The 25714-nt window shown below is 40.6% G+C and carries 26 protein-coding genes; 10 read left to right on the top strand and 16 right to left on the bottom strand.

What is annotated here, in order from left to right:
• Positions 1-84: 84 nt before the first annotated feature.
• Both FTT92_RS15520 and FTT92_RS15515 read left to right on the top strand, forming a co-directional pair.
• Positions 85-996: a matrixin family metalloprotease gene (locus tag FTT92_RS15520; RefSeq protein WP_180172562.1), complete on the top strand. Its 912-nt coding sequence runs from the start codon at positions 85-87 to the stop codon at positions 994-996.
• Positions 997-1119: 123 nt separating this feature from the next.
• A complete protein-coding gene (locus FTT92_RS15515; RefSeq protein ID WP_171263823.1) occupies positions 1120-1497 on the top strand; it encodes a hypothetical protein in 378 nt (125 codons plus the stop codon).
• A gap of 68 nt (positions 1498-1565) precedes the next feature.
• On the opposite strand, the gene erpA is transcribed toward FTT92_RS15515, so the two are convergent.
• The 4 genes from erpA to FTT92_RS15495 all read right to left on the bottom strand — a co-directional run bounded on the left by erpA (position 1566) and on the right by FTT92_RS15495 (position 5518).
• Positions 1566-1901, bottom strand: a complete 336-nt coding sequence (erpA, locus tag FTT92_RS15510) for an iron-sulfur cluster insertion protein ErpA (RefSeq protein ID WP_078194440.1) — start codon at positions 1899-1901, stop codon at positions 1566-1568.
• Between the two features lie 134 nt (positions 1902-2035).
• Complete coding sequence (locus FTT92_RS15505) at positions 2036-3043, bottom strand: putative solute-binding protein (RefSeq protein WP_180024958.1); 1008 nt, start codon at positions 3041-3043, stop codon at positions 2036-2038.
• Between the two features lie 202 nt (positions 3044-3245).
• A complete protein-coding gene (locus FTT92_RS15500; protein WP_078194442.1) occupies positions 3246-4256 on the bottom strand; it encodes a putative solute-binding protein in 1011 nt (336 codons plus the stop codon).
• Between the two features lie 257 nt (positions 4257-4513).
• A complete protein-coding gene (locus FTT92_RS15495) occupies positions 4514-5518 on the bottom strand; it encodes a putative solute-binding protein (RefSeq protein WP_180172561.1) in 1005 nt (334 codons plus the stop codon).
• A gap of 196 nt (positions 5519-5714) precedes the next feature.
• Here FTT92_RS15495 and FTT92_RS15490 point away from each other — a divergent pair, with 196 nt between their 5' ends.
• Positions 5715-7652 (top strand): ATP-binding cassette domain-containing protein, encoded by a 1938-nt coding sequence (locus FTT92_RS15490; RefSeq protein ID WP_168379520.1) that lies wholly within the window; start codon positions 5715-5717, stop codon positions 7650-7652.
• Positions 7653-8181: 529 nt separating this feature from the next.
• On the opposite strand, the gene FTT92_RS15485 is transcribed toward FTT92_RS15490, so the two are convergent.
• The 5 genes from FTT92_RS15485 to dnaA all read right to left on the bottom strand — a co-directional run bounded on the left by FTT92_RS15485 (position 8182) and on the right by dnaA (position 14990).
• Entirely contained in the window at positions 8182-8559 is a 378-nt protein-coding gene (locus tag FTT92_RS15485; RefSeq protein ID WP_168379519.1) for a hypothetical protein, read from the bottom strand.
• A 170-nt stretch (positions 8560-8729) separates the two neighbouring features.
• Entirely contained in the window at positions 8730-11198 is a 2469-nt protein-coding gene (gene gyrB, locus FTT92_RS15480) for a DNA topoisomerase (ATP-hydrolyzing) subunit B (RefSeq protein ID WP_180172560.1), read from the bottom strand.
• 43 nt (positions 11199-11241) lie between these two features.
• Positions 11242-12324, bottom strand: a complete 1083-nt coding sequence (gene recF / locus FTT92_RS15475) for a DNA replication/repair protein RecF (RefSeq protein WP_078194447.1) — start codon at positions 12322-12324, stop codon at positions 11242-11244.
• 23 nt (positions 12325-12347) lie between these two features.
• Positions 12348-13496, bottom strand: a complete 1149-nt coding sequence (gene dnaN, locus FTT92_RS15470; protein ID WP_078194448.1) for a DNA polymerase III subunit beta — start codon at positions 13494-13496, stop codon at positions 12348-12350.
• 108 nt (positions 13497-13604) lie between these two features.
• Positions 13605-14990, bottom strand: coding sequence for a chromosomal replication initiator protein DnaA (gene dnaA, locus FTT92_RS15465; protein WP_180172559.1), 1386 nt, complete (start codon positions 14988-14990; stop codon positions 13605-13607).
• A gap of 659 nt (positions 14991-15649) precedes the next feature.
• On the opposite strand from dnaA, the gene rpmH reads away from it, so the two are divergent.
• The 5 genes from rpmH (at position 15650) to mnmE (ending at position 19758) form a co-directional block, all read left to right on the top strand.
• A complete protein-coding gene (gene rpmH / locus FTT92_RS15460) occupies positions 15650-15784 on the top strand; it encodes a 50S ribosomal protein L34 (RefSeq protein WP_000831329.1) in 135 nt (44 codons plus the stop codon).
• A 31-nt stretch (positions 15785-15815) separates the two neighbouring features.
• Entirely contained in the window at positions 15816-16208 is a 393-nt protein-coding gene (rnpA, locus tag FTT92_RS15455) for a ribonuclease P protein component (RefSeq protein WP_078189509.1), read from the top strand.
• A 9-nt stretch (positions 16209-16217) separates the two neighbouring features.
• On the top strand, positions 16218-16538 hold the full coding sequence (gene yidD / locus FTT92_RS15450) for a membrane protein insertion efficiency factor YidD (protein WP_078189510.1): 321 nt from the start codon (positions 16218-16220) through the stop codon (positions 16536-16538).
• A gap of 5 nt (positions 16539-16543) precedes the next feature.
• Positions 16544-18310, top strand: coding sequence for a membrane protein insertase YidC (gene yidC / locus FTT92_RS15445; RefSeq protein ID WP_078194451.1), 1767 nt, complete (start codon positions 16544-16546; stop codon positions 18308-18310).
• Positions 18311-18402: 92 nt separating this feature from the next.
• A complete protein-coding gene (gene mnmE, locus FTT92_RS15440; RefSeq protein WP_180172558.1) occupies positions 18403-19758 on the top strand; it encodes a tRNA uridine-5-carboxymethylaminomethyl(34) synthesis GTPase MnmE in 1356 nt (451 codons plus the stop codon).
• An 85-nt stretch (positions 19759-19843) separates the two neighbouring features.
• Here mnmE and FTT92_RS15435 read toward each other — a convergent pair whose 3' ends face one another.
• The 5 genes from FTT92_RS15435 to FTT92_RS15415 form a co-directional block, all read right to left on the bottom strand.
• On the bottom strand, positions 19844-20311 hold the full coding sequence (locus FTT92_RS15435; RefSeq protein ID WP_180172557.1) for a hypothetical protein: 468 nt from the start codon (positions 20309-20311) through the stop codon (positions 19844-19846).
• Positions 20312-20504: 193 nt separating this feature from the next.
• Positions 20505-20753 carry a hypothetical protein gene (locus FTT92_RS15430; RefSeq protein ID WP_180172556.1) on the bottom strand — a complete coding sequence of 83 codons (249 nt, stop codon included), beginning with the start codon at positions 20751-20753 and terminating at the stop codon, positions 20505-20507.
• Positions 20754-20769: 16 nt separating this feature from the next.
• Positions 20770-21033 (bottom strand): hypothetical protein, encoded by a 264-nt coding sequence (locus tag FTT92_RS15425; protein ID WP_180172555.1) that lies wholly within the window; start codon positions 21031-21033, stop codon positions 20770-20772.
• 107 nt (positions 21034-21140) lie between these two features.
• A complete protein-coding gene (locus tag FTT92_RS15420) occupies positions 21141-22316 on the bottom strand; it encodes an MFS transporter (protein ID WP_228144801.1) in 1176 nt (391 codons plus the stop codon).
• A 115-nt stretch (positions 22317-22431) separates the two neighbouring features.
• A complete protein-coding gene (locus tag FTT92_RS15415) occupies positions 22432-22698 on the bottom strand; it encodes a metal/formaldehyde-sensitive transcriptional repressor (protein WP_180172554.1) in 267 nt (88 codons plus the stop codon).
• 56 nt (positions 22699-22754) lie between these two features.
• Here FTT92_RS15415 and dmeF point away from each other — a divergent pair, with 56 nt between their 5' ends.
• Complete coding sequence (gene dmeF, locus FTT92_RS15410) at positions 22755-23711, top strand: CDF family Co(II)/Ni(II) efflux transporter DmeF (RefSeq protein ID WP_180172553.1); 957 nt, start codon at positions 22755-22757, stop codon at positions 23709-23711.
• A gap of 116 nt (positions 23712-23827) precedes the next feature.
• Positions 23828-24526, top strand: coding sequence for a DsbC family protein (locus FTT92_RS15405; protein ID WP_180172565.1), 699 nt, complete (start codon positions 23828-23830; stop codon positions 24524-24526).
• 80 nt (positions 24527-24606) lie between these two features.
• On the opposite strand, the gene FTT92_RS15400 is transcribed toward FTT92_RS15405, so the two are convergent.
• Together FTT92_RS15400 and hpt are read right to left on the bottom strand one after the other, a co-directional pair.
• Entirely contained in the window at positions 24607-24864 is a 258-nt protein-coding gene (locus FTT92_RS15400) for a GlsB/YeaQ/YmgE family stress response membrane protein (protein ID WP_180172552.1), read from the bottom strand.
• 178 nt (positions 24865-25042) lie between these two features.
• Complete coding sequence (hpt, locus tag FTT92_RS15395) at positions 25043-25570, bottom strand: hypoxanthine phosphoribosyltransferase (RefSeq protein ID WP_180103148.1); 528 nt, start codon at positions 25568-25570, stop codon at positions 25043-25045.
• Positions 25571-25714 lie beyond the last annotated feature (144 nt).

The following is a 25714-nucleotide window of genomic DNA, read 5'->3' as shown; positions in this document are numbered from 1 at the left end:
CGACTCACTATCAATCTAAACTTAGATTTGCATAGCGCTAAATTTCAGTTAAATTAATGTAATATAATCAAGTTTTGCGACTCTATGCGTTTGATTTTAATTATTGTTGTCATCGTTTTGAGTACTTGGTGGATCTATCAAACCAAGCAGCATCCTCAACTGAAATTTAATTCAATTTCAGATCGACTTTTACACCCTCTCGATACCCGACTGCGTTATCGGGTTGCTGATGTCGATCCGCGTTTTGGATTAAGCCAGCAACAAGTCATTCAACTTAGCCAAGAAGCCGCAGAGATATGGCATAAAGGGACACTCAAACCGTTATTTATCTATGACCCAAATGCACAACTGGCGATCCATCTAATTTATGATGATCGCCAAGAACAATACAATGCCTATAAGCAAGTCCAAAAGACCTTAGCCGCAGATAAAGCCCGTAATGATTTATATGCCGAGAACTTAGCAAATTCGAGAAAAGGTCTGGAGATGAATGAGCAACAGCTCCGATCAAAACAAGCCATGATTCATGCGGAAATCGCACAGCTGTCACAAGAACGTATGAATTGGAGCCGAATAGAGCATGCACAAGGCCCTAATATGCAACGCGTTGAAAGAGAACTTGAGCAAGTTAAAGCACAAGCGATGCAATTAGACCAAGAAATAGATCGATTTAATCAGCAAAATGATCAATTTAACCAACAAGTCTTAAGCTATAACCAGCAAATCGATGAATATAATGCAGGCGTGATACAAGCCAGTCAGCGCTTTCCTGCTCGAGAGTTTCATAAAGGTGTCTTTATGGGCGATCAGATTCAGATTTATCAATTTGATGCCGAAAATGATTTACGCCTTACCCTTGCCCACGAACTCGGACATGCTCTCGGCTTATCTCACCATAATGACCCTGCTGCATTAATGTACCCAATCTTGGGCGCGCAACAATTAGAAAACTTTAAACTGATGCCAGCAGACCAAGGCTTACTATATTATCGTTAGTTAGAATACCCTGAGCAAAAAAACCATACAATCTATAAGGATATTATAGGATTCACCAACAATAATTAGCATTTCATGTTATTGTTGATTTGCAATAAATCCCTTATATCAATGACATCTTACGTGGAGAGCAATGTGAGTTACTACCATATCTTAATTGAAGTGAATGACCACATCAGCACGATTGAACAAACCCGTGATATTGAGATTTTTGATATTACAGACATTCAACCTTATCTCCATGCGGTACTTTTACCCTTTTTTAATGAGCAATTAATTGAGCTCGAAGACGAAAATCTTGAGTTTAAAGATGTCTTGCATTTACAGGTCAAACAAACCCTATTGCCGATCCGTGACCTCATCGAAGAAGAACAACGCCTGCTTCCGAGTGATACCGATGTCACCATTACGGCATATGAAATTTTTAATAATTATCAATTGACTCAAGACGTGACTACCGTAATTTTAGATCTATTAGAAGCACTAAAATTTGAAGCCTAATATCGATTTTAAACATTAAAAAAGCCCTCTAAATGAGGGCTTTTTTATGGCTCAATTCATCATCGCGATTAGATCGAGAATGAAGATCCACATCCACACGTGGTTGTCGCATTCGGGTTTTGAACCACAAATCGAGAACCTTCAAGACCTTCAATATAGTCGACTGTTGAACCAACTAAATATTGATAGCTCAGTGAATCAACCAACATCTTCACATCACCATTGATAAATTCAGCATCATCTTCGTTTTGGCTTTCAGCAAAATTAAATCCATATGAGAAACCTGAACAACCACCACCAGTCACATATACACGTAACATAAGGTCTTGATTACCTTCACTCTCACGCAATTGGCGTACTTTATTGGCAGCATTGTCAGTCAGCACAAGTGCTTGAGCATTCATGATGGATTCCTCTGAGTCATTGGGGTGTCTTTAAAAAGAAAAGACCATATTTCAAGTATAACATACTCAATATATGGTCAGTCTTCACAGTTTAAAGTTAAATCAGAGTATTTTTCTCAAGATTCATTTAAAACTTATTTATAGTTTTCTTCCTGTAATGCGCATTCGAAGTTTTTCGGATCTTGTTTACAGCGGAATTGCCATAATAGTTTCATCATTCGCTTGTCGTAGATACCACGTTTAGTCAAATCGATACGCGCTTCACGCATCATTTTTTGATAACCAGCTTTGTCTGCAGTTGGAACATCCATCCAATATTTGGCTGGAATTTCCGATTTCATTTTTCCTAAAATGGTGAATGCACGAGGTAATTGTGTTTTGACCCAATCACGTGATTTTTGTCCATAACCTGCAGGGAATTTATCTGGGCGAATAATGATATTTCCCGTCACTTGTAAAATTGGATAATTGACGATTGCGCCTTTGCTGCCTAAACCTTTATGTAATTCCAATGGTTTGAACACCGCAGCAGGTGCCCCAATTATATCTACCTGACCATTGTTAAATTTGGCGCCAAAATTGGTTACATCAGCACTGACTGCTTGAGCTCCGACCTGCTGCACCATAATTTTCTGTGCTTCATCATAGTCAAGCACCGCAATTTTTTTACCTGCTGCTTTAGCGACAGTATTAATACTTCGGTCATTCACTAACAGATAGGCATCACCAACAGGTATCACACCTGCCACTTCATATTTACTATTGACCATGCTCTTAGCAAATGTTGGACTTGCAAGACCTTGCATAACTTTTACGGCCAATTTCAAATCTGGAATCGCACCAATGGCATCTAAAGAACCGGTAAAATTATTGAATTGGCGACCACGCATACCAGTAACACTGATCCCATCACATTTACCAGCTTTAAAATCTTCTGCAATCACCGCTTCATTTTGACCGACGCGGAGCTCAATGTCTGCGCCCCAGTTTTTTGCCGCCAATTGATAATCTTTCATCAGGGTAAAAACATCACCATTTTTACCGACCAAATCAAATACGCATACCACTTGCTTCGCTTGAGCTACGCCATTTACCGCTATTAATGCAGCAGCAACACTCAATGCCTTTGTCCATTGTTTCATACTGACTTTCCTTGTTTTTTAATGTTTTTGTTTTTAACCATTTTTTGAATTTTGGGTCATGCTGAGTTCGATTCAATTGACTCACAGCCCACGATTTGAATTTAGATTACCTGAATATTTTGCTGACTCAATGGCGAGAATGACCTATAAATTTGCAAAAAAAAGCCTGGATAAATCCAGACTTTTTTCTTTAAATATCAGCTTATTCGCCGCCAAGTGAACATTCAAAATTAGCTTTATCGACAGAACAACGTGCCTTTTTCAAAACAGACATCATGCCTGCATCGTAAATGCCACGCTTCGTCATATCCATACGACCTTCACGCAGTAATTTTTGATATTTGGTTTTATCTTCTGCACTTAGGTTAAGTTTATATTTCGCAGGAATACCTGCTTCTAGACGGTTAATCATCGCGATACTCTTCGGTAAGTGTTTCACAAACCAATCACGTGATTTTTGACCAAAGCCTGCAGGAAACTGATCAGGACGAATAATAAAGTCCGCAGTCACTTGTAAAACTGGGAAGTTAAACATCGCACCATTGGTACCTAAACCTTTATAGATCTCTAATGGTTTGTAGGCATATGCAGGCGCACCCACCATATCGACCTGACCATTATTAAACTTCGCCACAAAGTTAGATACATCTGAAATCACAGCTTGAGCGCCGACACGTTGCACCATAATTTTTTGTGCTTCGTCATAGCCTAAAACTGCAAACTTTTTACCCGCTGCTTTTTCAATTGAGTCAATTTTTTTGTCTTTGACAAAGATGAACGCTGAACCTAGTGGGGCAATACCCGCCACTTCATATTTCTTACCACCTAGATTGCTGACCATTTTTGCAGCATTACGTTGGTCTAATGCAAAGGTAATCGCACGTTGTGCAATCGCATTGCTCGGTGCGCCACCCAGCGCATCAATAGAGCCTGCAAATTTGTTGTATTGACGCGCACGCATTGCGGTCATAAATACACCGTCACATTTACCCGCTTTAAAGTCATTGTCGGCTACTGCTTCGTCTTGACGCGGAATTAAGTTAATTTCAGCACCCCAGCCTTTTGCGGCAAGCGCCCATTCCTGAGCCATTTGATATGACTCGCCTGACTTACCTAGTAAGTCAAATACACAGATATCTACTTTTGCTGCCTGAGCTGAACCAGCAAAGCCAATTGCAGCAAATGTAGCCAATGATAGGAGCGTTTTTTTCATTCTATTTTCCTTTCAAATCTTTTTATGGTTCAGAGGTGTCCTTACACAAGCCCGATATTAAGCAAGTTAAATTAAAAAAAATAGAGCATTTACTCCATTTATTTATGTCATTTTGGCATATTCTGTTTTTCTGTGATGCATATCACATTTTATTCAAAGTTAAATTATAAATATAATCATCATCTTATATTTGCAAAACTGGCTTTTTACATTTACAGCGATTGCATCAAAATTTACAAAGAAATACAGAAAAAAGCTTATTCACCCGCCACTGAACACTCAAAATTGGTTCGCTCAATCGTACAACGGGCTTTTTTTAGTACCGTCATCATCGTGGAGTCATAGATCCCTTGTTTGGTTAAATCCATCCGACCTTCGCGTAAAATTTTCTGATATTTCACCTGATCGTCTTTGCTGAGATTCATCTTATATTTGGCAGGAATTTCAGCTTCCATACGTTTCACCATGGCAAAACTTTTTGGTAATTGCTTAACAAACCATTGCCGAGAAGGTTCAGCAAAACCTTCTGGGAATTTATTATTACGAATAATCAGGTCTGCCGTGACATTCACCACAGGAAAATTCACCATCGCCCCGGTAGTGCCTAAGCCTTTTGAAATTTCGAGTGGCTTAAAGGCATAAGCTGGCGCAGCAACAATTTCAACTTCGGCCTGATTAAACTTGCGAATAAAATTAGAAATTTCTGACATCACTGGCACAGCGCCAACACGGTCGACCATCACTTTTTGCGCATAATCATAATGCAAAATGGCAAATTTTTTACCTTCAGCTTTTTCTAAATTATTGATATTGCGATCACGGACAAAAATGTAGGCTGAACCAATTTGCCCGATCCCTGCCACTTCATAACTATCTTTCCCTAGATTGCTAATCAGTCGTTTACTGTTCCGTTTATCTAAGACATAGGTAATGGCTTTTTGTGCGATAGTATTATTCGGTACACCGCCAATGGCATCAATCGAACCGGCAAATTTGTTATACGCACGTGCCCGCATCGAGGTCATATAAAATGCGTCACATTTCCCTTCTTTAAAATCTTTATCGACTTTGGATTCATCTTGATATGAAATCAATTGAACTTGTGCTCCCCATGCCTTACTGGCCAGAGACCACTCTTCCATCAGCTTATAAGATTCCCCTGCTTTTCCAAGTAAATCGTACACACAAACCTTCTGATTGGCATAGCTTTGTGCAGACATCACACCTGAAAGAAGCGATAAAATTAAAATTCCTTTTCTCATTTCTTATATTCCCAATATGTTTTATTAATCCATTTAAAACAACAACTTGAAATATTTTTTTAATACTATAGCCCGTTCAATATACCTAAATACGTGGAATCTGTCACATTTTTTCAGATGGTTGCGATGCTTTGTTTTTTCTTTTGCAAAGCCATCCATTAGAATAGCCCCACATTCTTCTTGTTTAGTTAGTTCCATGATTCAGTTAGACCAACTTTCCATTCGTCGCGGTGGGCGTGTTTTATTTCAAAAAGCATCTATGCAATTGCATCCAGGCTGGAAAATCGGCTTAACCGGTGTAAATGGTGCGGGTAAATCCACTCTTTTTTCTGCGCTTTTAGGTGGAATGGAATCTGATGGTGGTTCATTAACTCGTCCTGCGGTATGGACCGTCGCTCATATGGCACAAGAAATCAAAGCACTCGATATGAAAGCGATTGATTTCGTTCTTTCAGGCGATGAGGAATATTGGGATATACAACATAAACTTGAACATCCAGAACAATTAGACAATGAAGCGTTGGCACACTTATATGGCCGATTTGATGAAATCCATGGCTATACAGCACCATCCAAAGCCTCACAACTGATGGCCGGCCTGGGATTCTTTGAACATCAGTCCCAGCTCAATGTTTCAAGCTTTTCAGGTGGTTGGCGTATGCGTTTAAACCTTGCGCGTACCCTAATGAGCCGCTCTGACCTTTTATTACTCGATGAACCAACCAACCACTTAGACTTAGATGCGATTTTGTGGTTAGAAGATTGGTTAAAAGCTTATGAAGGCACACTGATCTTGATTTCACATGACCGTGATTTCTTAGATGCGGTGACTGATCATATTTTACACATCGAAAATCAAGAGCTGACGCTTTACACCGGTAACTATTCAACCTTTGAACGCACCCGTTCTGAGCGCTTGGCACAACAACAACAAGCCTATGAAAAACAACTTGAAACTCGTGCGCATCTCCAAAAATTTATTGACCGTTTTAAAGCCAAAGCGACTAAAGCTAAGCAGGCTCAAAGCCGTATTAAACAATTAGAACGCATGCAGGAACTTTCTGCGGCGCATGTCGATACACCATTTACCTTTAGTTTCCGTGAACCGACCAAAATGAGTTCACCGCTGCTGCAAATGGAACACGCAGATATTGGCTATGGCGACAAACTGATCGTGACCAATGTAAACCTGCAAATTACCCCAACCAGCCGAATTGGTTTACTCGGGATGAATGGTGCGGGTAAATCAACCTTAATTAAATCCTTAGTTGGTGATCTTCCTTTATTACAAGGGACGCGCAAAGCTTCTGAACTGTTGAATATTGGCTATTTTGCGCAGCATCAAATGGATGCTTTAGATGGCAATGCCAGCCCGATGTTGCAATTATCTCGAATCGCTGACAAAAAAATCAGTGAAGCGGCATTACGTTCATTCTTAGGCAGCTTTGGTTTTAGTGGCGAACGCATGGATACGCCAAGTGAAGGCTTTTCAGGCGGTGAACGAGCACGATTAGCTTTGGCTTTGATTGTTTGGCAGCGCCCCAATGTTTTAATTCTAGATGAACCGACCAACCATTTAGACCTCGATATGCGTCATGCCCTAACTATGGCATTACAAGATTTTGAAGGCGCTGTGGTTTTGGTTTCGCATGAACGTCAATTGATTGCCAGCGTTTGTGACGAATTATTGTTGGTACATCATGGGAAATGTCGCGAATTTGATGGCGACCTCGTGGCTTATGCCGATTGGCTGCGTCAAGCACGGATTGATATGATGAAAAATAGCCAACAAGCCCCTATTCCCATCAAATCTCAAGTTGAAACTAAACCGACGATTTCCAAAGTCGATAAAGAAGCGCAGCGCAAAGAAGCTGCACGTCAGCGTGAATTGACCCGCCCGATTCGTAAAAACATTGAAAAAAATGAAGCGCAAATCAGCAAAATTCAACCACGCTTAAACGAGATCGAGGAATTATTAGCAGACAGTGCTTTATATGAAGCCAGTCGAAAAGATGACTTACTCAAACTGATGAATGAGCAAACAGAGTTAAAAGCCAAACTCGAATCTGTCGAAGAGCAAATGCTTGAATTAATGATGGAATTAGAAGAAATGGAAAGTAGTTTTGAGGCTTAATTTAAAAAGCAAAACCCTAGATTTGCATTATTAAGAAAACCTAACTTAAACTCAAAAATCAATCGCCGTGAAATTTAAATGTTCCACGGCGATTTTTTATTTATACTTCACAATAATAATCACACTATAAATCTAAAAAATATTTAAAAAATCGAATGTTCATATCCAACTAGTTATTGCATCGTTAAGGCATTTCTATGCAGAAAGAATCTAAAAATTGAGCGATAGCTTTTACCCTAATTTTGTAAATGAATTCAAAAAAAATACTTCACATCAAACTCATTGCCGCAGTTATCCATAAAAGTCATTTTTAAATTCAAATCTTAGTTTTAAATTCATTTTTATTTTTTAAATTCAAAATATCGAACTACCTTTTTGTGGATAAATATTTTTAAATAATATTATCCACAATTATAAATAACTTTGATGTTAAACACTATTAAATGTGAAAATTCACAAAACTTATCCACATTTGCAAGATGGATGCATTTTATCTCCACTGACTACATCAATTTAAACTTTTTATTGTTTAAGATAAGGCAGAAGGATGGGCTTTTTTTGCCTTTAAAAAACGTAATTCTTGTATTTTCCAGGTCTGATCAAAATGCCAGATTTCCTGTATTTGCTGCTGTGTTTCAGCTAAACCAATTAAAATTTTGCACTCAGTTTGGTCACGATTAAACTCATAATCTTCAAATTCTACGTCTGGTTTTTGTGGTTTCCAAACCCCATTTTTCACTGCATGTGCAATACGTTCATAGCGGATATAATTACTTTCGACACGCCCGTCTTGCTCATAAACCACCTTAAAGTGCTCATCTTCGTATTCGGCAAGAACGGTATAATTTCCGGTAAAAAATGCATTTACCCAGATGTCACGAATGTGTTCAAGTTGATTGTCCATCATATATAGACCTCTTATTTTTAGCTGCTAAGTTCAAATTGATTTGAGCTTAGCATCAGAATAAGTCAATTTTATAAAACACAAATTGGCGATTTAATATTCAATTTTATTTAAGATAGCACAAAAAAAAGCACTCCGAAGAGTGCTTTTTTGAATGATTCTGTAATCAGAATTTAGGCATCAATATCCGCATTTAACGCATTTTCTTCAATGAAGGCACGACGTGGTTCCACATCATCACCCATCAAGCAAGAGAACATACGATCAGCTTCAATCGCATCCTGTACCGTTACTTGCAGCATGTTACGGTTCTCAGGATCCATCGTGGTTTCCCAAAGCTGCTCAGCATTCATCTCACCCAAACCTTTATAGCGCTGAATCATCATGCCACGGCGTGAGTCTTGTAAGATGTTTTGCCAAACCTGATGGAAGCTGCTCACTGGAATTTTGCGCTCGCCTTTTTGTAGGTAAGCACCTTCTTCCAATAAGGTGAACCAACTCTTCGAATTTTTGAGTAAACGCGCATATTCACCTGAACCCAATAGACCTGAATCTAACAAGTATTGGTGTGGTAAATTATGAACATAGATGGTAATACGCGGGAAATAGGTCGCTGACTTATTGCCTTCAGTATCTTCATACTCAAACGTTTCGATGCTTAATTCAGGACGTAGGCTAGGTTGAGTTTTCTCAATATTGGCACGTAGTTGCTCACCCCAAGTCTGTACATAGTCTTGGTTATTTGCTTGATCTAACTTAAAGCCTTCGACTGCCAATAAACCATCCAACACACTTGCAGGATAACGTACAGTCAGACGATGCAAGCTCTTTTGAGAGGTTTGATAATCCGCAATCACACCCGCTAAAGCCTCACCACGAATGGCTGGCGCTTCTGCACTGATGTGTAATTCAAGCTCATCAATTGCATTTGAAATCAGGTAAGTCTCAAGCGCATCATTATCTTTGATGTACTGTTCTTGCTTGCCTTTTTTCAGCTTATACAGCGGTGGCTGTGCAATATAAATATATCCACGTTCCACAAGTTCTGGCATTTGACGGAAGAAGAAAGTCAACAGTAGCGTACGAATGTGCGAACCATCGACGTCGGCATCGGTCATGATGATGATTTTGTGATAACGCAGTTTATCTGGGTTATATTCCTCACGGCCAATACCACAACCTAAAGCGGTAATCAGTGTTCCTACTTCTTGAGAAGAAATCATCTTGTCAAAACGTGCACGTTCCACGTTGAGGATTTTACCTTTCAGCGGCAAAATCGCTTGCATCTTACGGTTACGGCCCTGTTTTGCAGAACCACCCGCAGAGTCACCTTCGACTAAGTAAAGTTCAGACAACGCAGGATCTTTTTCCTGACAATCGGCCAATTTACCTGGCAGGCCTGCAATATCAAGCGCACTCTTACGACGTGTCATTTCACGTGCTTTACGCGCTGCATCACGCGCACGGGCTGCATCAATAATTTTGCCTGCAATAGATTTAGCGGCTTGGGGGTTCTCTAAAAGATATTCAGAGAACGATTTATTCATTGCTTGCTCAACCGCAGTTTTCACTTCGCTCGACACCAATTTTTCTTTGGTTTGCGAAGAGAATTTTGGATCAGGCACTTTCACCGAAACAATCGCAGTTAAACCTTCACGCGCATCATCACCAGAAACTGCTACTTTCTCTTTTTTGAGTAAGTTTTCGCTTTCCATGTAGCTGTTTAAGCCACGAGTTAATGCAGCACGGAAACCTGCTAAATGCGTACCACCATCTTTTTGTGGAATGTTGTTGGTAAAGCAACGAACATTTTCCTGATAAGAATCATTCCACTGCAATGCAACTTCTACACCAATGCCATTATCCGCTTGAGTAGTAAAGTGGAAGATATCGTTGAGATGTGTTTTACCTTGGTTAATGTATTTTACGAATTCAGATAAGCCGCCTTCATAGTCATACACATGTTCAAGGTTTACACGTTCATCACGTAGAACAATACGTACACCAGCGTTTAGGAATGATAATTCACGTAAACGACGTGCCAAAATATCGACATTAAAAATAGTCTGGCTAAAGGTTTCTGCACTAGGGTAGAAACGGACTGTTGTACCTGAAGTTTCAGTCACACCAGTTTCACGTAATTTATAGACAGGATCGCCATGGCGATATTCCTGCTCATAGCTCTTACCCGCACGACGAATATTTAATAGGAGCTTTTCTGATAAAGCGTTTACAACTGAAACGCCAACACCGTGAAGACCACCTGAAACCTTATAACTGTTATCGTCAAATTTACCGCCCGCATGCAGAATCGTTAAAATCACTTCTGCTGCAGAAACACCTTCTTCTGGGTGAATGTCGGTAGGAATACCACGGCCGTTATCCGATACTGAAACTGATTCATCTTCATGGATGGTGACTTGAATTTCGTCACAATGACCTGCCAACGCTTCATCAATTGAGTTATCGACAACTTCAAACACCATATGGTGTAGGCCAGTACCATCGTCAGTATCACCAATATACATGCCCGGACGCTTACGTACAGCGTCTAGACCACGTAATACTTTGATGCTAGAGGAATCATAAGCTTTTTCTATGGTTTGTTCTGTTTGAGAAGCAGCTTGATCTTCTGAACTCATGGTTTCTCCCTAGTGAAAAATAGGTCTATCCAAAGGTGGTATTTCATTGCACAACAGCCTGCACCGTACCATTTTCAACTTTGAATAATTGATAAGAAATAGATAAATCATGTAAGTGTTTTTGCACTGAATCATGGTCTAAAGTGGTAATAAAAACTTGACTACCAAGATGGCTTAAACGCTCAATTAAACGCTGTTGTGCGGTTAAATCTAATTCTGCTGTCAGATCATCTAATAATACCACAGTTTCCTTATTACAAGCATGTAGCATTGCAATCTGTGACAGTTTTAACGCCATGATCAATAACTTTTTTTGCCCACGAGAGAGTACAACATCTGCATCCCCCATAGCGGTTTTTAACCTTAAATCTGCACGGTGCGGACCATACTCGGTATAGCCACGCTCGCAGTCTTTAAAATGCTGATTGGTCAGATCATTCAACAGCCCTGTTTCGGCATGAAAGCCTGCATTGTATTCCAGTGTCACTGTTAAATCAGGCAATAAGGCTTCTAGATCTTGTTGAAAATATCGAATCCACTGTTCCACCACATTACTGCGCAGACTATGCAAGATCTCACCATAGTCACTGAGCATTTTGTTCCACGGTTCTAAGTCAGACAAACTCAAATGACGTCGTGATTTCAGCAAACTATTCCGTTGTTTTAATGCCCGTGCATAATATTGCCATGTATGGTAAAACTCCGGTTCCACGTGGAACATCAACCAATCTAAAAGTTGACGTCGTGGCTTCGCACCATGATCAATGATATCCGTACTTTGTGGGTCGATGAGTTGTAGCGGTAAAATCTTAGCCAACTGCCCTTGTGTCCCCACTAGGTCGCCATTGACTTTAATCACTTGCTCGCCCGACTGCATTTTTTGCATACCAATGCGGTCTGTTGCAGACTGCGCAAAGACAACAGCGTCAGGGCTATTATTTTGAATATAGTTTTTCGGAATATGGGTTCGAAAAGAACGTCCGGTTGCCAGCAAATGTACTGCTTCTAATACAGACGTTTTACCTGAACCATTTTGCCCATAAAAGACATTAAACGGCTGCAACCCAGAGAGTGCAACCGTCTTTAAATTTCGAACACGTTCTACATGTAAACGCGTGATATGCATAATAATTGAGACGTCAGTCCGAATTAAACACGCATTGGCATCACAACATAGGTTTGATCTTGTTGCTGTGGATCTTGTACCAATACCGACTGGTTCGCTTCTGTCATGGTCATTGCAACATCATCACCATCCAATACATTCAGAACTTCCAATAAGTACTGTGCATTAAACGACATTTCCATCGGTGCATCTGCATATTGAATCGCAAGATCTTCGATTGCTTCATCTTGCTCAGGGTTATTGGCACGAAGTTGTAAAGTGTCCGCATCAAACTTCAAGAATACGCCGCGCAATTTTTCATTACTCAAAATTGCAACACGTTGTAGCGATTGCTTGAAAACATCATGTGCAATGCGCACGTTTTTATCGCCACCACGTGGAATCACACGGCGGTAGTCTGGGAATTTACCATCGATCAATTTTGTGGTGAAACGTACGGTAATATCACCCTGCTCTTTATCACGGCTGGCAATGGTAATTGTTACATTTAATAATTCACGACCAATTAACAACGATAATTGCTCGTCTTCAACACTCAATAGACGCTGCAATTCACCTACGGCTTTACGTGGAACAATCGCTTGCATTGCTTGTGTCGCATTCGAGCTTGCCGCAGTTTCACACATCGCCAAACGGTGACCATCGGTCGTTACTGCACGCAATTGATTTTCATCAATTTCAAGCAAAGTACCCGTCAAATAAAAACGCACATCTTGAACCGCCATAGCAAAAGACGTTTTTTCAAATAAACGCTTTAACTCACGTTGAGTCACACCGACTTGAGTGCCTTGAGTATTTTCAGTGGTTAATAATGGATAGTCTTCTGCAGGCAAAGTACCCAATACAAAACGACTGTTGCCAGATTTTAAAATACAACGTTGATCTTCAGTAATTTGCAAATCAATCAATGCCGCTGAAGGCAATGATTTACAGATATCCATCAGTTTACGCGCAGGAACTGTCGTCACCCCTGCTTGTAAACATGCGCCATCTGCCAGCGGTGTACTCGCAACCAATTCCACTTCTAGGTCAGAACCTGTAATGGTCAATGCTTGCTCAGTAACCTGTACTTTGACATTGGATAAAATATTTAAGGTATGGCGACGCTCAACCGCTCCTACGACATGTGACAGAACATTCAGTAAGCTTTCTTTCGCGATTTTTAAACGCACAATACATTCCTCTAAAAACTGAAGACAGACAAAATAAATTAATTTTTTAGCAGTGTACTATGCGGCAGAATATACCGCATTGCAAGAACAGAATTTGAACAAAAAGACTTAACTTTGCAACAGACGTTGCAAGTTTTTATAGTCCTCATTGAAGATTGGATCTTCTTCACGCAGGCTTTGTACTTTTTCACAGGCATGCATCACAGTACTGTGGTCACGGTTACCAAAAGCCATACCAATTTCAGGGAAACTATCCCCTGTCAGCTCACGTGCTAGCCCCATAGCCAACTGACGTGGACGTGCATAAATACGTGTACGTTTTGGGCCAACCAATTCTTTGAGTGGAATACGGAAATATTCACTCACCACACGCTGAATATTTTCAGTACTAATAGTACGTGCACGAATCGCCAACACATCTTTTAATGATTCACGCACCACATCTAGATCGATTGGGGTACCTTTAAAACGAGAAATGGCTACAACTTTATTCAACGCACCTTCTAGTTCACGAACATTGGCAACCACTTGTTGAGCAATAAACAGCGCACAATTACGTGGAAGTTCCACCCCATTGCTTTCCGCTTTTTTCAGTAAAATTTCAATACGGGTTTCAATATCGGGTGGTTCCACACCCACCGATAAGCCCCACGAAAAACGTGAAACCAAACGTGGATCCAACTCAGTCAGTTCTTTTGGATAACGATCCGAAGTTAAAATGATTTGTTTAGATTCATCTAATAATGCGTTGAAGGTATAGAAAAACTCAACCAAGCTAGCCTCTTTACCCGCCAACAAATGAATATCATCCACCAATAACAAATCTAGCGAACGACAATTTTTCTTAAATTCTTCGACCTTACCTTGCTGTAACGAGCTCACAAAGTCTTGTACAAAACTTTCAGCCGTCATGTACATCACACGTGCATTCGGCTTCGCTTGTAATAATGCATTACCTACGGCTTGCATTAAATGGGTTTTACCTAAACCAGTCGGTCCATATAAAAATAACGGGTTATGCTGTGAAGCACCGGGCTGCGTCAAAACTTTACGACAGGTTTCTGCCGCCATCTGATTGGAACGGCCTTCAACAAACAAGGAAAAGGTAAATAATGGGTTAAGCTGACGCTTACGGTTATTTTTTGAAGACGTCTCTTCTTTTTCTTTTTTAGGACGATTCGGTGCAGACACATGCGGCGTTGACTCTAATGCTGCGGTGGTTGTTGCAGGTTGCTCAGCTGCAGATAAAATTGCACCAGGCCGTGAATCAACCAAAATCTCGACTTTACGTACCCGACCTTCAGACAACTGTTCCGCTAAAATAGAGATCAGTTCTAAATGGTGCTCTTGAATATAGCGTGTCCAATACGGATTCGGTGCATAGAGTTTTAGACTATCACCTGCATCTTCTGCCACTAGTGGGCGTATCCACATTGTATAGACATTTCCTGAAAGCTCTTGTCGCAAGCGAGTTAAGCAGTCTGTCCAAAGCATGTGAAACCCCTATTTCAGTCCATTGTACGAAAAAAATAATTCAACCCCGCCTAAGCGGGCAGCCATTCTAACCATCTTATCCACATCTGTCATGAACAAATCAGTCGAAATCGATCAAAAAAACGCAAATTGAGTTTAAATTTAAATTTAAATCGCGTGTGGATAAGTTTATCCGCAAGCTGTGGATAAATTGTAGCACAAAGTTATCCACAAACTATCAAAATTATAAAAACATCGTTATCCACAATGTAATTATTTGTTTTTTAAATCTAAAAATGCGTTTTCCACAGAAAATATCAACACTAATAGTAATAAATTTAAATTTTAAAATTTGAATTTATTTATAAGATCGACCCATTCTGGGGATAACTTGATGGTTAGTTTAAATTCAAATTTAAATTCATAAAAACCAATTCACAAATTTGAGATTGTGGATAAATCTGTGAGTAAACTTGAAGATAACTTAAATAATTAACATATACAATGATTTAGTTTGTGAATATTTTAATTTAAAAATTTCTGACTGATTTCTAATCCTTATATTATCTTGATATATCACAGCCTAGATTTTGAAAGAAAGCATGTTTTTCATTGACAGCTCAAGCAATGAGCACTAAAATCGCGAACCTTTACTGAAAGATCATTTTTGGAGTTTCGATATGAAACGTACTTTCCAACCTTCTGAGTTGAAACGTAAACGCGTTCATGGTTTCCGTGCTCGCATGGCTACTAAAGCTGGCCGTCAAGTATTAGCGCGTCGTCGTGCAAAAGGTCGTCACAGCTTAACTGTTTAATTTCAGTTAAGACTGTCAAGACTTGGGTGTTATGACAACACTTTACGGCTTTAGCACAGATGTGCGAATACACTGTGCTGCCGATTATAAAAGTGTGTTCGATGGTGCGCTTTTTAAAGTGCATCAACCCCATTTCTTATTTCTAGCAAAAATCTCCGAACAGCCGAATAGCCGTTTGGGTATTGTTGTTGCTAAGAAAAAAGTGCGCCGCGCACATGAAAGAAATCGAGTAAAACGACTTGCACGCGAAAGTTTTCGCCTGCATCAACAGCAGTCTAATGTATTAGATATTGTCGTTATGCCAAAAATGGGCATAGAGGCGGTACCGAATGCAGAGTTGCATCAGCAATTACAATTTGCTTGGCAAAAATTGCAGCGCCTTGCAAATAAGCATAAAAAAATAGCTACCTCCCCACAAGCGTAGAGATGACCAATGGTTCGTTTACTGCATTGGCTCATTCGTTTCTATCAGATTGCGATTAGTCCTTTATTGGGACCACGCTGTCGTTATATTCCAACATGTTCTCAATATTCTTTGGAAGCAGTCCATCAACATGGTGCTGTACGTGGAGTGTGTCTAGCTGTTCAGCGTATTTGCCGTTGTCATCCTTGGGGCGGTTCAGGCTATGATCCTGTTCCATCAAAAGCAATTCGTTTTATTTCATTTCAGCAAATAGATTCTCAAACGCTTCACGTTGCTGTACCCTTTCGTGAACGTTTATTGAACCAAAATCACTCTAACCACTTGGGGTAATACCTATGCAACAATGGGCCAGGATTGCAATTCTAGGGGCCATGTTTGTTGTCGCATATTTGCTCATTTTGGCTTGGCAGAAAGATTATGGACATGCGGAACAAAAACCTCAGCAAAATGCTGCGGTGGTAACGCATGAAGTATCTGCCGATTTGCCAAATGGCCAGACAGCTACGGCTGCTACTGATGTGCCGCAAGCAAATAATGCTGCTACACAACAAACAACAGATGCCACTGCACCTGTTAGTCAACAGTTAATTTCAGTACAAACTGACCTTTACCATCTTTGGATTAATCCAAAGGGTGGCGATATTGTTCGTATTGAATTACTCAATCATGACAAAAATAAAGACAGCGACGAACCGTTTGTAATGCTTGAAAGCGATGCAAAACGTACTTATGTTGCTCAGTCTGGCTTAATTGGTCTTAATGGCCCTGACAGCAATCCGAAAGGACGTCCAACCTATGAGATTGAAAAATCTTCATATACGTTAAATGACGCAAAAGCTGTGAAGGGTAAAGATGGCCAAACAGCAAAAGTTTTGTCAGTACCAATGGTTTATAAAACAGCAGATGGTGTAGAGGTTATTAAAACCTTTAACTTCACTGAAGGTGAATACCCTGTTGTCGTGAATCATAAAATCGTGAACCGCAGTGCTCAGAACTGGCAAGGTCAGATGTTTGGTCAGCTTAAACGCGACAACTCTGAAGATCCAGGTAAATCTGATCAAGGTATTTTCACTTTAGGTACATTCCTTGGTGGTGCATGGGGTTCGCCTGAAGAACATTACAACAAACTTAAATTTGCCAACTTCAATGAAGAAAAATTGAATGTTGAAGCAACTGGCGGTTGGGTTGCAATGGTTCAGCATTACTTCGTGAGTGCGTGGATTCCTGGACAGATCAAATTAACGCAAGCCAATGGTCAACCGTATGCTGCGAAACTTGAGTCACGTAAATCTACTGATGATATGAACATTATTCAGTTCACTTCACCTGCAATCAATGTTCCTGCAGGAACTGTGGCAGAAGTAGATGCAACGTTCTATTCAGGTCCAAAAATCCAATCTGAATTAAAAGAATTGGCGGTTGGTTTAAACCAAACTGTAGACTACGGTTGGTTATGGCCTATTGCGAAATTATTGTTCGTCGGTCTTGAGTTTTTCCACGGTTTAGTGGGTAACTGGGGTTGGTCAATTATTCTATTGACCATTCTGGTGAAACTGATCTTATGGCCTTTGTCATCGAAGAGCTACCGCTCTATGGCGAAAATGCGTGTGATTGCACCTGAAATGCAACGCATGAAAGAAGAGTTCGGTGAAGACCGTATGCGCTTCTCGCAAGAAATGATGGCATTGTATAAACGTGAACAAGTAAACCCACTATCAGGTTGCTTGCCGTTATTGCTCCAAATGCCGATCTTCCTTGCTTTGTACTGGGTATTGATGGAGTCTGTTGAACTTCGTCATGCGCCATGGTTAGGTTGGATTCAAGATTTATCTGCGATGGATCCGTGGTTTATTTTGCCGCTATTAATGGGCTTAACCATGTTTATTCAGCAAAGTTTGAACCCACAACCGGCTGATCCAATGCAGGCGAAAGTCTTCAAAATCATGCCAGTGATCTTTACGGTATTTATGTTGTTCTTCCCTGCGGGCCTTGTGCTTTACTGGATCTGTAACAACAGTATTACTATTCTTCAACAAGGTTTGATTAACAAATCTGTTGAAAAAGAACGTTTAAAACGTGAAGCGGCTGACTCAGCAAACTAAGCATTGCTGATGGGCTGAATAAATCCGCTTAAGATGGTAATCTTAGGCGGATTTTTCTTTATCTGTCGTTTGAAAATTTTTAGGTGAATTTTATGTTAAACCGAACCACCATCGCAGCAATTGCCACACCGCCGGGTCGTGGTGGTGTCGGCGTGATTCGCCTGTCTGGTCCCCAATCTTATGCCATTGCTGAAGCATTAACGCAGCAATCCTTACCACAAGCACGTTTTGCTGGTTTCCGTAAGTTTTATGATGCATCGAATGAAATCATGGATGAAGGTTTGGTGATTTGCTTTCCAAATCCGCACTCTTTTACGGGTGAAGATGTGGTGGAGCTTCAAGGTCATGGCGGCCCCGTTATTCAAAATGCATTATTGGCGCGGTTACTTGAATTGGGCGCTATTGCTGCAAAAGCAGGCGAATTTTCAATGCGCGCCTTTGAAAATGGCAAAATGGACTTGGTGCAAGCCGAGGCGATTGCTGATCTGATTGATGCCACCTCACAAGCAGCGGCACGTTCAGCGGTACGTTCATTACAAGGTGCCTTTTCGAGCAAGGTCAATACGGTGTTAGAAAAACTTATCCATTTGCGTTTGCATGTGGAAGCAGCGATTGATTTTCCTGAAGAAGAAATCGACTTTTTGGCGGATGGTAAGATTTTGGGTTTATTGGATGAAGTGGCAAGCTCAGTCCATGCTGTACAGCAGTCTGCTCGTCAAGGTCAGTTACTGCGTGAAGGTCTACAAGTGGTGATTGCTGGTAAACCCAATGCAGGTAAGTCATCGCTACTCAATGCTTTAGCGGGTGTTGAACGTGCGATTGTGACGGATATCGCGGGTACGACACGTGATGTTTTACATGAAAAAATCAGCCTCAATGGTTTGCCGATTACCTTGACCGATACCGCAGGTTTACGTGAAACCGGTGATATCGTCGAAAAAGAAGGGATTCGCCGCGCAATTAAAGAAATTGAGCAAGCTGACTTGTTACTTTTGGTCTATGACTTGAGTCAGGGCGAAGATCCACTACAATTGGCTCAAGCGTACTTTGCCGATCATATTGAACCGAAGCGTTTGATGTTGATTGGTAATAAATGCGATTTGACGGGATCTACCGCGGAAATGACCGATTTAAACGGTTTTCGACATATTCGCGTTTCGGCTAAAAAAGAAACTGGCGTTCAAGCGCTTATTGATGCGATTACAGCGCATGCAGGCTTTCAACCAGAGGAAGATACCTTTATTGCTCGAACACGCCATTTAGACGCAATGAAGCGCACTCAGCGCTATCTTGCAGAAGCACGTGAGCAGTTGGTGGTTTATCATGCGGGTGAGTTGGTAGCCGAGTCTCTACGGTTGGCGCAAAATGCCTTAGGTGAAATTACGGGTGACTTTAGTGCGGATGATTTGCTAGGGAAGATTTTTGGATCATTCTGTATTGGCAAGTAATAAAACGATTGAGCTCCTCATTTCACCTATGGATAGATCCATCCAAAGCACGATATTCGAAAACATCGTGCTTTTTTTACATCGTTTAGCGTGGGTTTGAGCCAAAAATGATTTTAAAGATTGTTCTCAGCACATCTTTTATTTTCATCCCATAAAAAGGATTGATTGCTGCTCTTTTTGAAGCTGCTTCAACTTTGACTTTGAGTGTTGCATAGTCTGGAAATTGTTGCTGTTGCGAGGATTTTTCGACCGCTGACAAAATATCAATTAAAAAAGCACGATTGATTTTTGAACTTAATGGAATGGATTGATACCACTGTTTTTCAAAGCGACGATCTAAAAAGATATCGGGAATTTCGGGGCTAGTGGCATAAAACATGGCTTTGGTGCGCATACATTTACTGCATTGACCACAATTTTTTGGTCGAGCCCTATAGTCCACACAAATCGACAGGGTTTGTAAATCTAAGTCAGATTGGCTTAAAAATGCGGTTTTTTGTGATCGCGTGACATCATCGTCGAGGGTGATTAAGACCCCAGATCGGTTCTTCATCAATCGGTTGGATGCCGTATTTGAGCCATAGGGATGAACGAATAATTGTTGATCTAAAGGTAATCGGCTGAAATTCGATATTGCTGGTAATGTTCAAAAATCGAAGCGCAGGAAAACAGCGAAAAGATATGTGTGACATGCGAACCTTTAGGGTTACAGCCATATTTACTGTACAGCGTGTAAGCATCGGTTTTTACCACGCGACTTTGCTTAAAAACTTGGCTTCTAAATCATGGGTCTGATCCATTAAGGCCTGAAATTTTTCATGGTCATCAAATTTATAATCCATTCCATGCACAGTGAGACAATCAGAGTCTTGCCCATTTTCAAGAAAAGCTTTGTATGTACTATATGTGGAGTCAATTCCACCGCTAAAAAAGCTTAAATTTTGAGTGGTTTGGTTTGCCGGTGGTGTTTGGATAATCGATGCAGCACTGAGCATGACTGGTTGATATAAATCAGGTAACCAAGCGGCCCAGACCGTTGAAACCTCCCGTGCGGAGTGGAGGGTTTGTATTGAATTCTACATGCAGCGGGATGCCAAGGCGCATGGCAATGGGTAAAAAGCCCCAAACAATAAAATCATAGGTTTCTAATTGCGGTAAGGATTCAAACGGTAAAATATAGTGAATATTCCCGTATTCGCTGCTGGCGATGATTTGATTTTCCGCAGTGTTAATTTGACATTGAATTTTTAGCATTTTTTTAAATTTTTGAATCACATCACACAAGATACTAATTTAATTTAATTGATTTTTATAGGGTTTTTTAATTGTTTTTGGGTTAAAGAAGCATCCGATACAAGATGCTTCTTGAATAATTTCAGTAGTTAATTGGTGTTCAGACTACGGTGCCAAAGCAATAAGCCGATACACAATAAACCTACACCCATACAAAAACCTAAAACACCGACGATCAAGCCGAAATGATCAGATAAATAGCCGGCTGCAATAATTGGAATAATGGTTCCTAAATATCCGATAAACAAATAGGTCGAGATCACCGCAGCACGGTTTTGATTGTTGGTCATTTGATGAACTAAGCCAAATGCGCCTAAAAGCCCTAGACCATGCCCTACACCGACTAAAATATCGCTAATAAAAAACAATGCACTCCAGTGTTGGGTCATACATAGCGCAAGGAGCGCATAGCTCAGTATTAACACTATTAAGCCGGCATTGACACATTTTGCAGAAGGAATCGATTTCGCCATAAATTGCACGACAGCGGAAACGAGCAAGATACTTGCAATGGCACTACCACTGACCAAAGGGCCATGCCATGGGATCGCATCTTTGACGAAAGAGGGTGCGAGTGATGCAAATAAGCTGAAGGAGCCAAAGGCACAAAAGGCAGTCAGTCCAGCGATATAAAATCGTGAATGATCACGCTTTTCAGGCAATTCCAAATGTGGTGCCACTGAAAAAGGCTGTGGCTCAAAATTCGGTGTGCGAATAAAAAATAACCCTATTAAACACGCCAACCCCCCAAAGATCACAGGGATATAAGGGGTGACTAAAGGCTGTTCCGAAAATTGGGCAATCACTCCACCAATAAATGGGCCAAGACCAAAACCAATCACGGTAATGATTGAACTCAACTGTGGAGCATTATTTTTATGCGGTTCAGGAATGGTATAGACCAAACCAAGCATGGCTGAGGTGCTGATTAAACCCGAGGCAATCCCGATAATAAAGCGCCCGATAGATAACCACAGCGCATTACTGGCAAACACCGACAAGCTTAAACCTAAGATGATGCACGCCATACCGATTTGCAGGGTTCTTAAAAAACCAAAACTATTACTGGTACGACCTAAAAACAGCAAGGTCGCTAGACAACCAAACATGTAGGCAACAAAGATATAGGTGATATGACTCGGCAGCAGTCCCCAAAGTTGTTGATAAATGGGATACAGAGGACTAGCTAGCGCTGTACCAATAGTGCCCATACAGAGTGCAAGGCTCACCATGATAAACGGTCGCCAAGAGGGAGATGTGGTCATTTTAAAGTCGCAGAGGTACAGTCAATAGGGTCAATATTGTGCTGTATGAGAAAGACGGAAATATGGGCTCAGTTTAATGCCGATTTTTTTCCATGGTCAAATCACATTTGTAACTTTATCCATAGCGTTTAAGCAGTTTTACAAATTCTTCCAGTTCTGCTTCATTGATTTCAGCATCTTGAGGTAATACATGATGGCGTAAATGTGCTTCGATTAATTCATTCATTAATCCATTTACAGCACCTTTGATGGCCGCAACCTGTTGTAAAACCTCGATACACCCTGCTCCGGGTTGCTGTAAAGCCAGTTCAACCGCATTGACCTGACCTTGTAGGCGTTTAACCCGATTTAAAATCTTTTTGTCCTGATGTAAATGACTCAACACTTTCTCCCGAAAATAAATATACTATGGGGGAGTATATTTAAGCATAGAACCTAATGAAAACTTCCCCATCCATCCGAATTCATCATCATCAATTTGATGAAGGTAATCCACTCGCACAAAAACGGATCTTAATTGCCACTATTTTAACGGCAGTCATGATGTTGTTAGAAGTCATTGGCGGATGGATTTTTAATTCGATGGCATTATTGGCTGATGGTTGGCATATGAGTTCACATATGTTGGCATTAGGCTTGGCCTATTTTGCCTATCGTGCGGCACGCCACTATGCCCAAGATGCTCGTTTTAGTTTTGGGACTTGGAAAATTGAAATTTTAGCGGGCTATAGCAGCGCGATATTATTGATGGTCGTTGCTGCATTTATGGCTTTTCATTCGGTGGAACGCTTATTCAACCCGGTCCAAATTCATTATAACGAAGCAATCCCTATTGCGATTTTAGGTCTAATGGTGAACTTGATCTGTGCTTGGTTATTGCATGATGACCATCACCATCACCATCACCATCACCATCACCATCACCATCACCAGCATAGCCATGAAGAGCAGCATGATCATCATCACGACCTCAATCAGAAAGCAGCCTTCATGCATGTGGTTGCTGATGCGGTGACTTCGGTGTTGGCGATTGTGGCTTTATTTGCTGGAAAATGGATGGGCTGGGGATTTTTAGATGCGCTATTGGGGATTGTTGGTGCGGTACTTGTTGGTAAGTGGGCCATTGGGCTGATGAAAGAAACAGGACAAACATTACTGGACGCAGAAATGGATCATCCTGTTGTCGCTGAAATTCGTGAGGTTTTGCAAGATTTACCAGCGCCTGTTATGGTGACCGACTTACATGTGTGGAAAGTGGGTAAAGGTCAGTTTTCATGTATTGTAGCTTTAGAAACAAGTCAGGCATTGAGCGCAGATGAAGTGCGTCAAGCACTGTCGATTCATGAAGAAATTGTGCATGTGTCTGTTGAAATTAATTCACCTGATGCAGCTTAATATGTTCCACGTGAAACGGCATGTAGCTATTGCGTAATGAACTGAAAAAAGCCCAAGACTTTCACGTGTTAAGGCTTAGAATGCTGAATCAATTAAATGTTGAAGTTGTTCGGTCTATGTTGAAAAAAATATGTGCGTTGGCGTTGAGTACTACCCTTTCGACTTTTGCTTTAGCAGATGCGGCACAGGTTCAAAAGCTCTTGGCAGAAAAGCACCCCAGTTTAAAAATTGAAAATATTCAAAATACCGAAATGCCGGGCATATATAGCGGTTTTATTGAAGATCAAGTTTTGTATTTGAGTGAAAATGCGGATTATGTGATTGCAGGATCTATGATCCGTTTAAAAGATCAAAAAAATCTGACCAAACAATTGATCCTCGATCAGCAAAAAACTGAGTGGAATAAACTCCCATTACAAGATGCGATTAAAACAGTCAGGGGGAATGGGAAGCGCCAAATCGCGATCTTTTCTGACCCAAATTGCCCATATTGTAAGAAGCTTGAAGTAGAACTGGCAAAACTCAATGATGTGACCATTTATACTTTTGTCACAGCGATAAAACCGCAGTCGTTGGCGCCATCGAAGCAGATTTTTTGTGAGTCAAACCCTGCTATGGCCTGGGATAATTTAATCAATAAGGGAATTCAACCGAAGTCAGCGCAAAGTTGTGCAAACCCGATTGAGCGAAATTTAAAATTAGCAAAAAGCTTAAAACTAAGTGGTACACCGGGAATCGTCTTTGCCAACGGTTCGATCTTAACCGGTGCATATCCTGCTGCTGAATTAGAATCGATGTTAAAAGAGATCAAATAATTTCAGCTGTACGGTATGAATAAAATATAAATAAAAAAAATACCCGTCTACAGGCGGGTATTTTAATGGTGCTATAAAAATTAGACGTGGGTTTTTTTCGTTACAAGGTTATAGATAAACAACACGATGATCGCACCAATGACGGAAGCGATAAATCCTGCAGCAGAATTTTCTCCATACAGACCTAATAAACGTCCGCCATAGGTCGCAAGTAAGGAACCTGCTATCCCGAGAATGGTGGTCATGATGAAACCGGCTTTGTCATCTCCAGGATGGATCGCACGTGCAATTAAACCAGCAATAAAACCAACAACAATCGCAACAATGAGTGACCACATAGTAACTCTCCTTTTGTTATCATGTATTTGTTTTTTACGACATGTTCAATCTTTATCTTTAATCAAAACTGCGCTGAGCTATAGCCTAAACATGCAAAAAACTGTTGTTTTTTTGTTCAAAACAAACCAAAAAATAAAAAAAAGTGGCCTTCGGCCACTCTTAAGTATCTGATCTTACTTAGAGACCAATTTCGCCAATAAATGGAATATGACGATATTTTTGATCATAGTCCAGACCATAACCCACGATAAATTTATCTTCGACTTCAAAACCTAAAAATTTCACTTCGAGTTCAATCTCACGACGTGAAGGCTTGCTAACCAAAGTACAAAGCTCGATTGAGTTTGGATTACGCGTCTGTAAAATTTCTAAAACTTTGCTTAAGGTATTGCCTGAGTCAATAATATCTTCAACCACCAAGACATCTTTATCTTTAATGTCGCCGTCTAAATCTTTTAAGATTTTTACATCACGAGTAGATACGGTCCCAGCGCCATAACTTGAAACGGTCATGAAGTCGAGTTCATGCGGTTTTGAAATTGCGCGGCAAAGGTCAGCCATAAAAATAACAGAACCGCGTAAAAGACCGATTAACACCAACTCTTTGTCGCTGTTAGCATAGTGTGCATCAATTTTTGCGCCAAGCTCTTTCACTTTAGCTTGAATTTCTTCAGTGGAAATCAGTACGCTCATTTGAACAGACATGGGTAGATACCTAAAAAAGCAAATCAAAAAATAAAAAAGGTGTTGACTTGCAACACCTCTAAAGATGAACCAATTTTAATACATCTGGCTCGCAGATGCATCTTTTTTGCCGTTGAAAATGTAATCAGTTTTTCTTGGAAGTGC

The sequence above is a fragment of the Acinetobacter sp. YH12023 genome (assembly GCF_013420135.1).
GTDB lineage: Bacteria > Pseudomonadota > Gammaproteobacteria > Pseudomonadales > Moraxellaceae > Acinetobacter > Acinetobacter amyesii.
The sequence above is the reverse complement of the archived record's forward strand: the minus strand, read 5'-3'. Positions and strand labels throughout refer to the sequence as shown.

Coding starts and splice junctions, on each gene's coding strand:
- FTT92_RS15520 (WP_180172562.1), top strand. CDS start 85: ATGCGTTTGATTTTAATTATTGTTGTCATCGTTTTGAGTACTTGGTGG.
- erpA (WP_078194440.1), bottom strand. CDS start 1,901: ATGAATGCTCAAGCACTTGTGCTGACTGACAATGCTGCCAATAAAGTA.
- FTT92_RS15495 (WP_180172561.1), bottom strand. CDS start 5,518: ATGAGAAAAGGAATTTTAATTTTATCGCTTCTTTCAGGTGTGATGTCT.
- FTT92_RS15485 (WP_168379519.1), bottom strand. CDS start 8,559: ATGATGGACAATCAACTTGAACACATTCGTGACATCTGGGTAAATGCA.
- yidC (WP_078194451.1), top strand. CDS start 16,544: ATGCAACAATGGGCCAGGATTGCAATTCTAGGGGCCATGTTTGTTGTC.
- FTT92_RS15400 (WP_180172552.1), bottom strand. CDS start 24,864: ATGTGGTCACTCATTGTTGCGATTGTTGTTGGTTTTATTGCTGGTTTA.
- FTT92_RS15435 (WP_180172557.1), bottom strand. CDS start 20,311: ATGAAGAACCGATCTGGGGTCTTAATCACCCTCGACGATGATGTCACG.
- FTT92_RS15430 (WP_180172556.1), bottom strand. CDS start 20,753: ATGCTCAGTGCTGCATCGATTATCCAAACACCACCGGCAAACCAAACC.
- FTT92_RS15405 (WP_180172565.1), top strand. CDS start 23,828: ATGTTGAAAAAAATATGTGCGTTGGCGTTGAGTACTACCCTTTCGACT.
- recF (WP_078194447.1), bottom strand. CDS start 12,324: ATGCATATCACGCGTTTACATGTAGAACGTGTTCGAAATTTAAAGACG.
- FTT92_RS15490 (WP_168379520.1), top strand. CDS start 5,715: ATGATTCAGTTAGACCAACTTTCCATTCGTCGCGGTGGGCGTGTTTTA.
- dnaA (WP_180172559.1), bottom strand. CDS start 14,990: ATGCTTTGGACAGACTGCTTAACTCGCTTGCGACAAGAGCTTTCAGGA.
- rpmH (WP_000831329.1), top strand. CDS start 15,650: ATGAAACGTACTTTCCAACCTTCTGAGTTGAAACGTAAACGCGTTCAT.
- FTT92_RS15500 (WP_078194442.1), bottom strand. CDS start 4,256: ATGAAAAAAACGCTCCTATCATTGGCTACATTTGCTGCAATTGGCTTT.
- FTT92_RS15505 (WP_180024958.1), bottom strand. CDS start 3,043: ATGAAACAATGGACAAAGGCATTGAGTGTTGCTGCTGCATTAATAGCG.
- rnpA (WP_078189509.1), top strand. CDS start 15,816: ATGACAACACTTTACGGCTTTAGCACAGATGTGCGAATACACTGTGCT.
- dmeF (WP_180172553.1), top strand. CDS start 22,755: ATGAAAACTTCCCCATCCATCCGAATTCATCATCATCAATTTGATGAA.
- FTT92_RS15420 (WP_228144801.1), bottom strand. CDS start 22,316: ATGACCACATCTCCCTCTTGGCGACCGTTTATCATGGTGAGCCTTGCA.
- yidD (WP_078189510.1), top strand. CDS start 16,218: ATGGTTCGTTTACTGCATTGGCTCATTCGTTTCTATCAGATTGCGATT.
- hpt (WP_180103148.1), bottom strand. CDS start 25,570: ATGTCTGTTCAAATGAGCGTACTGATTTCCACTGAAGAAATTCAAGCT.
- mnmE (WP_180172558.1), top strand. CDS start 18,403: ATGTTAAACCGAACCACCATCGCAGCAATTGCCACACCGCCGGGTCGT.
- gyrB (WP_180172560.1), bottom strand. CDS start 11,198: ATGAGTTCAGAAGATCAAGCTGCTTCTCAAACAGAACAAACCATAGAA.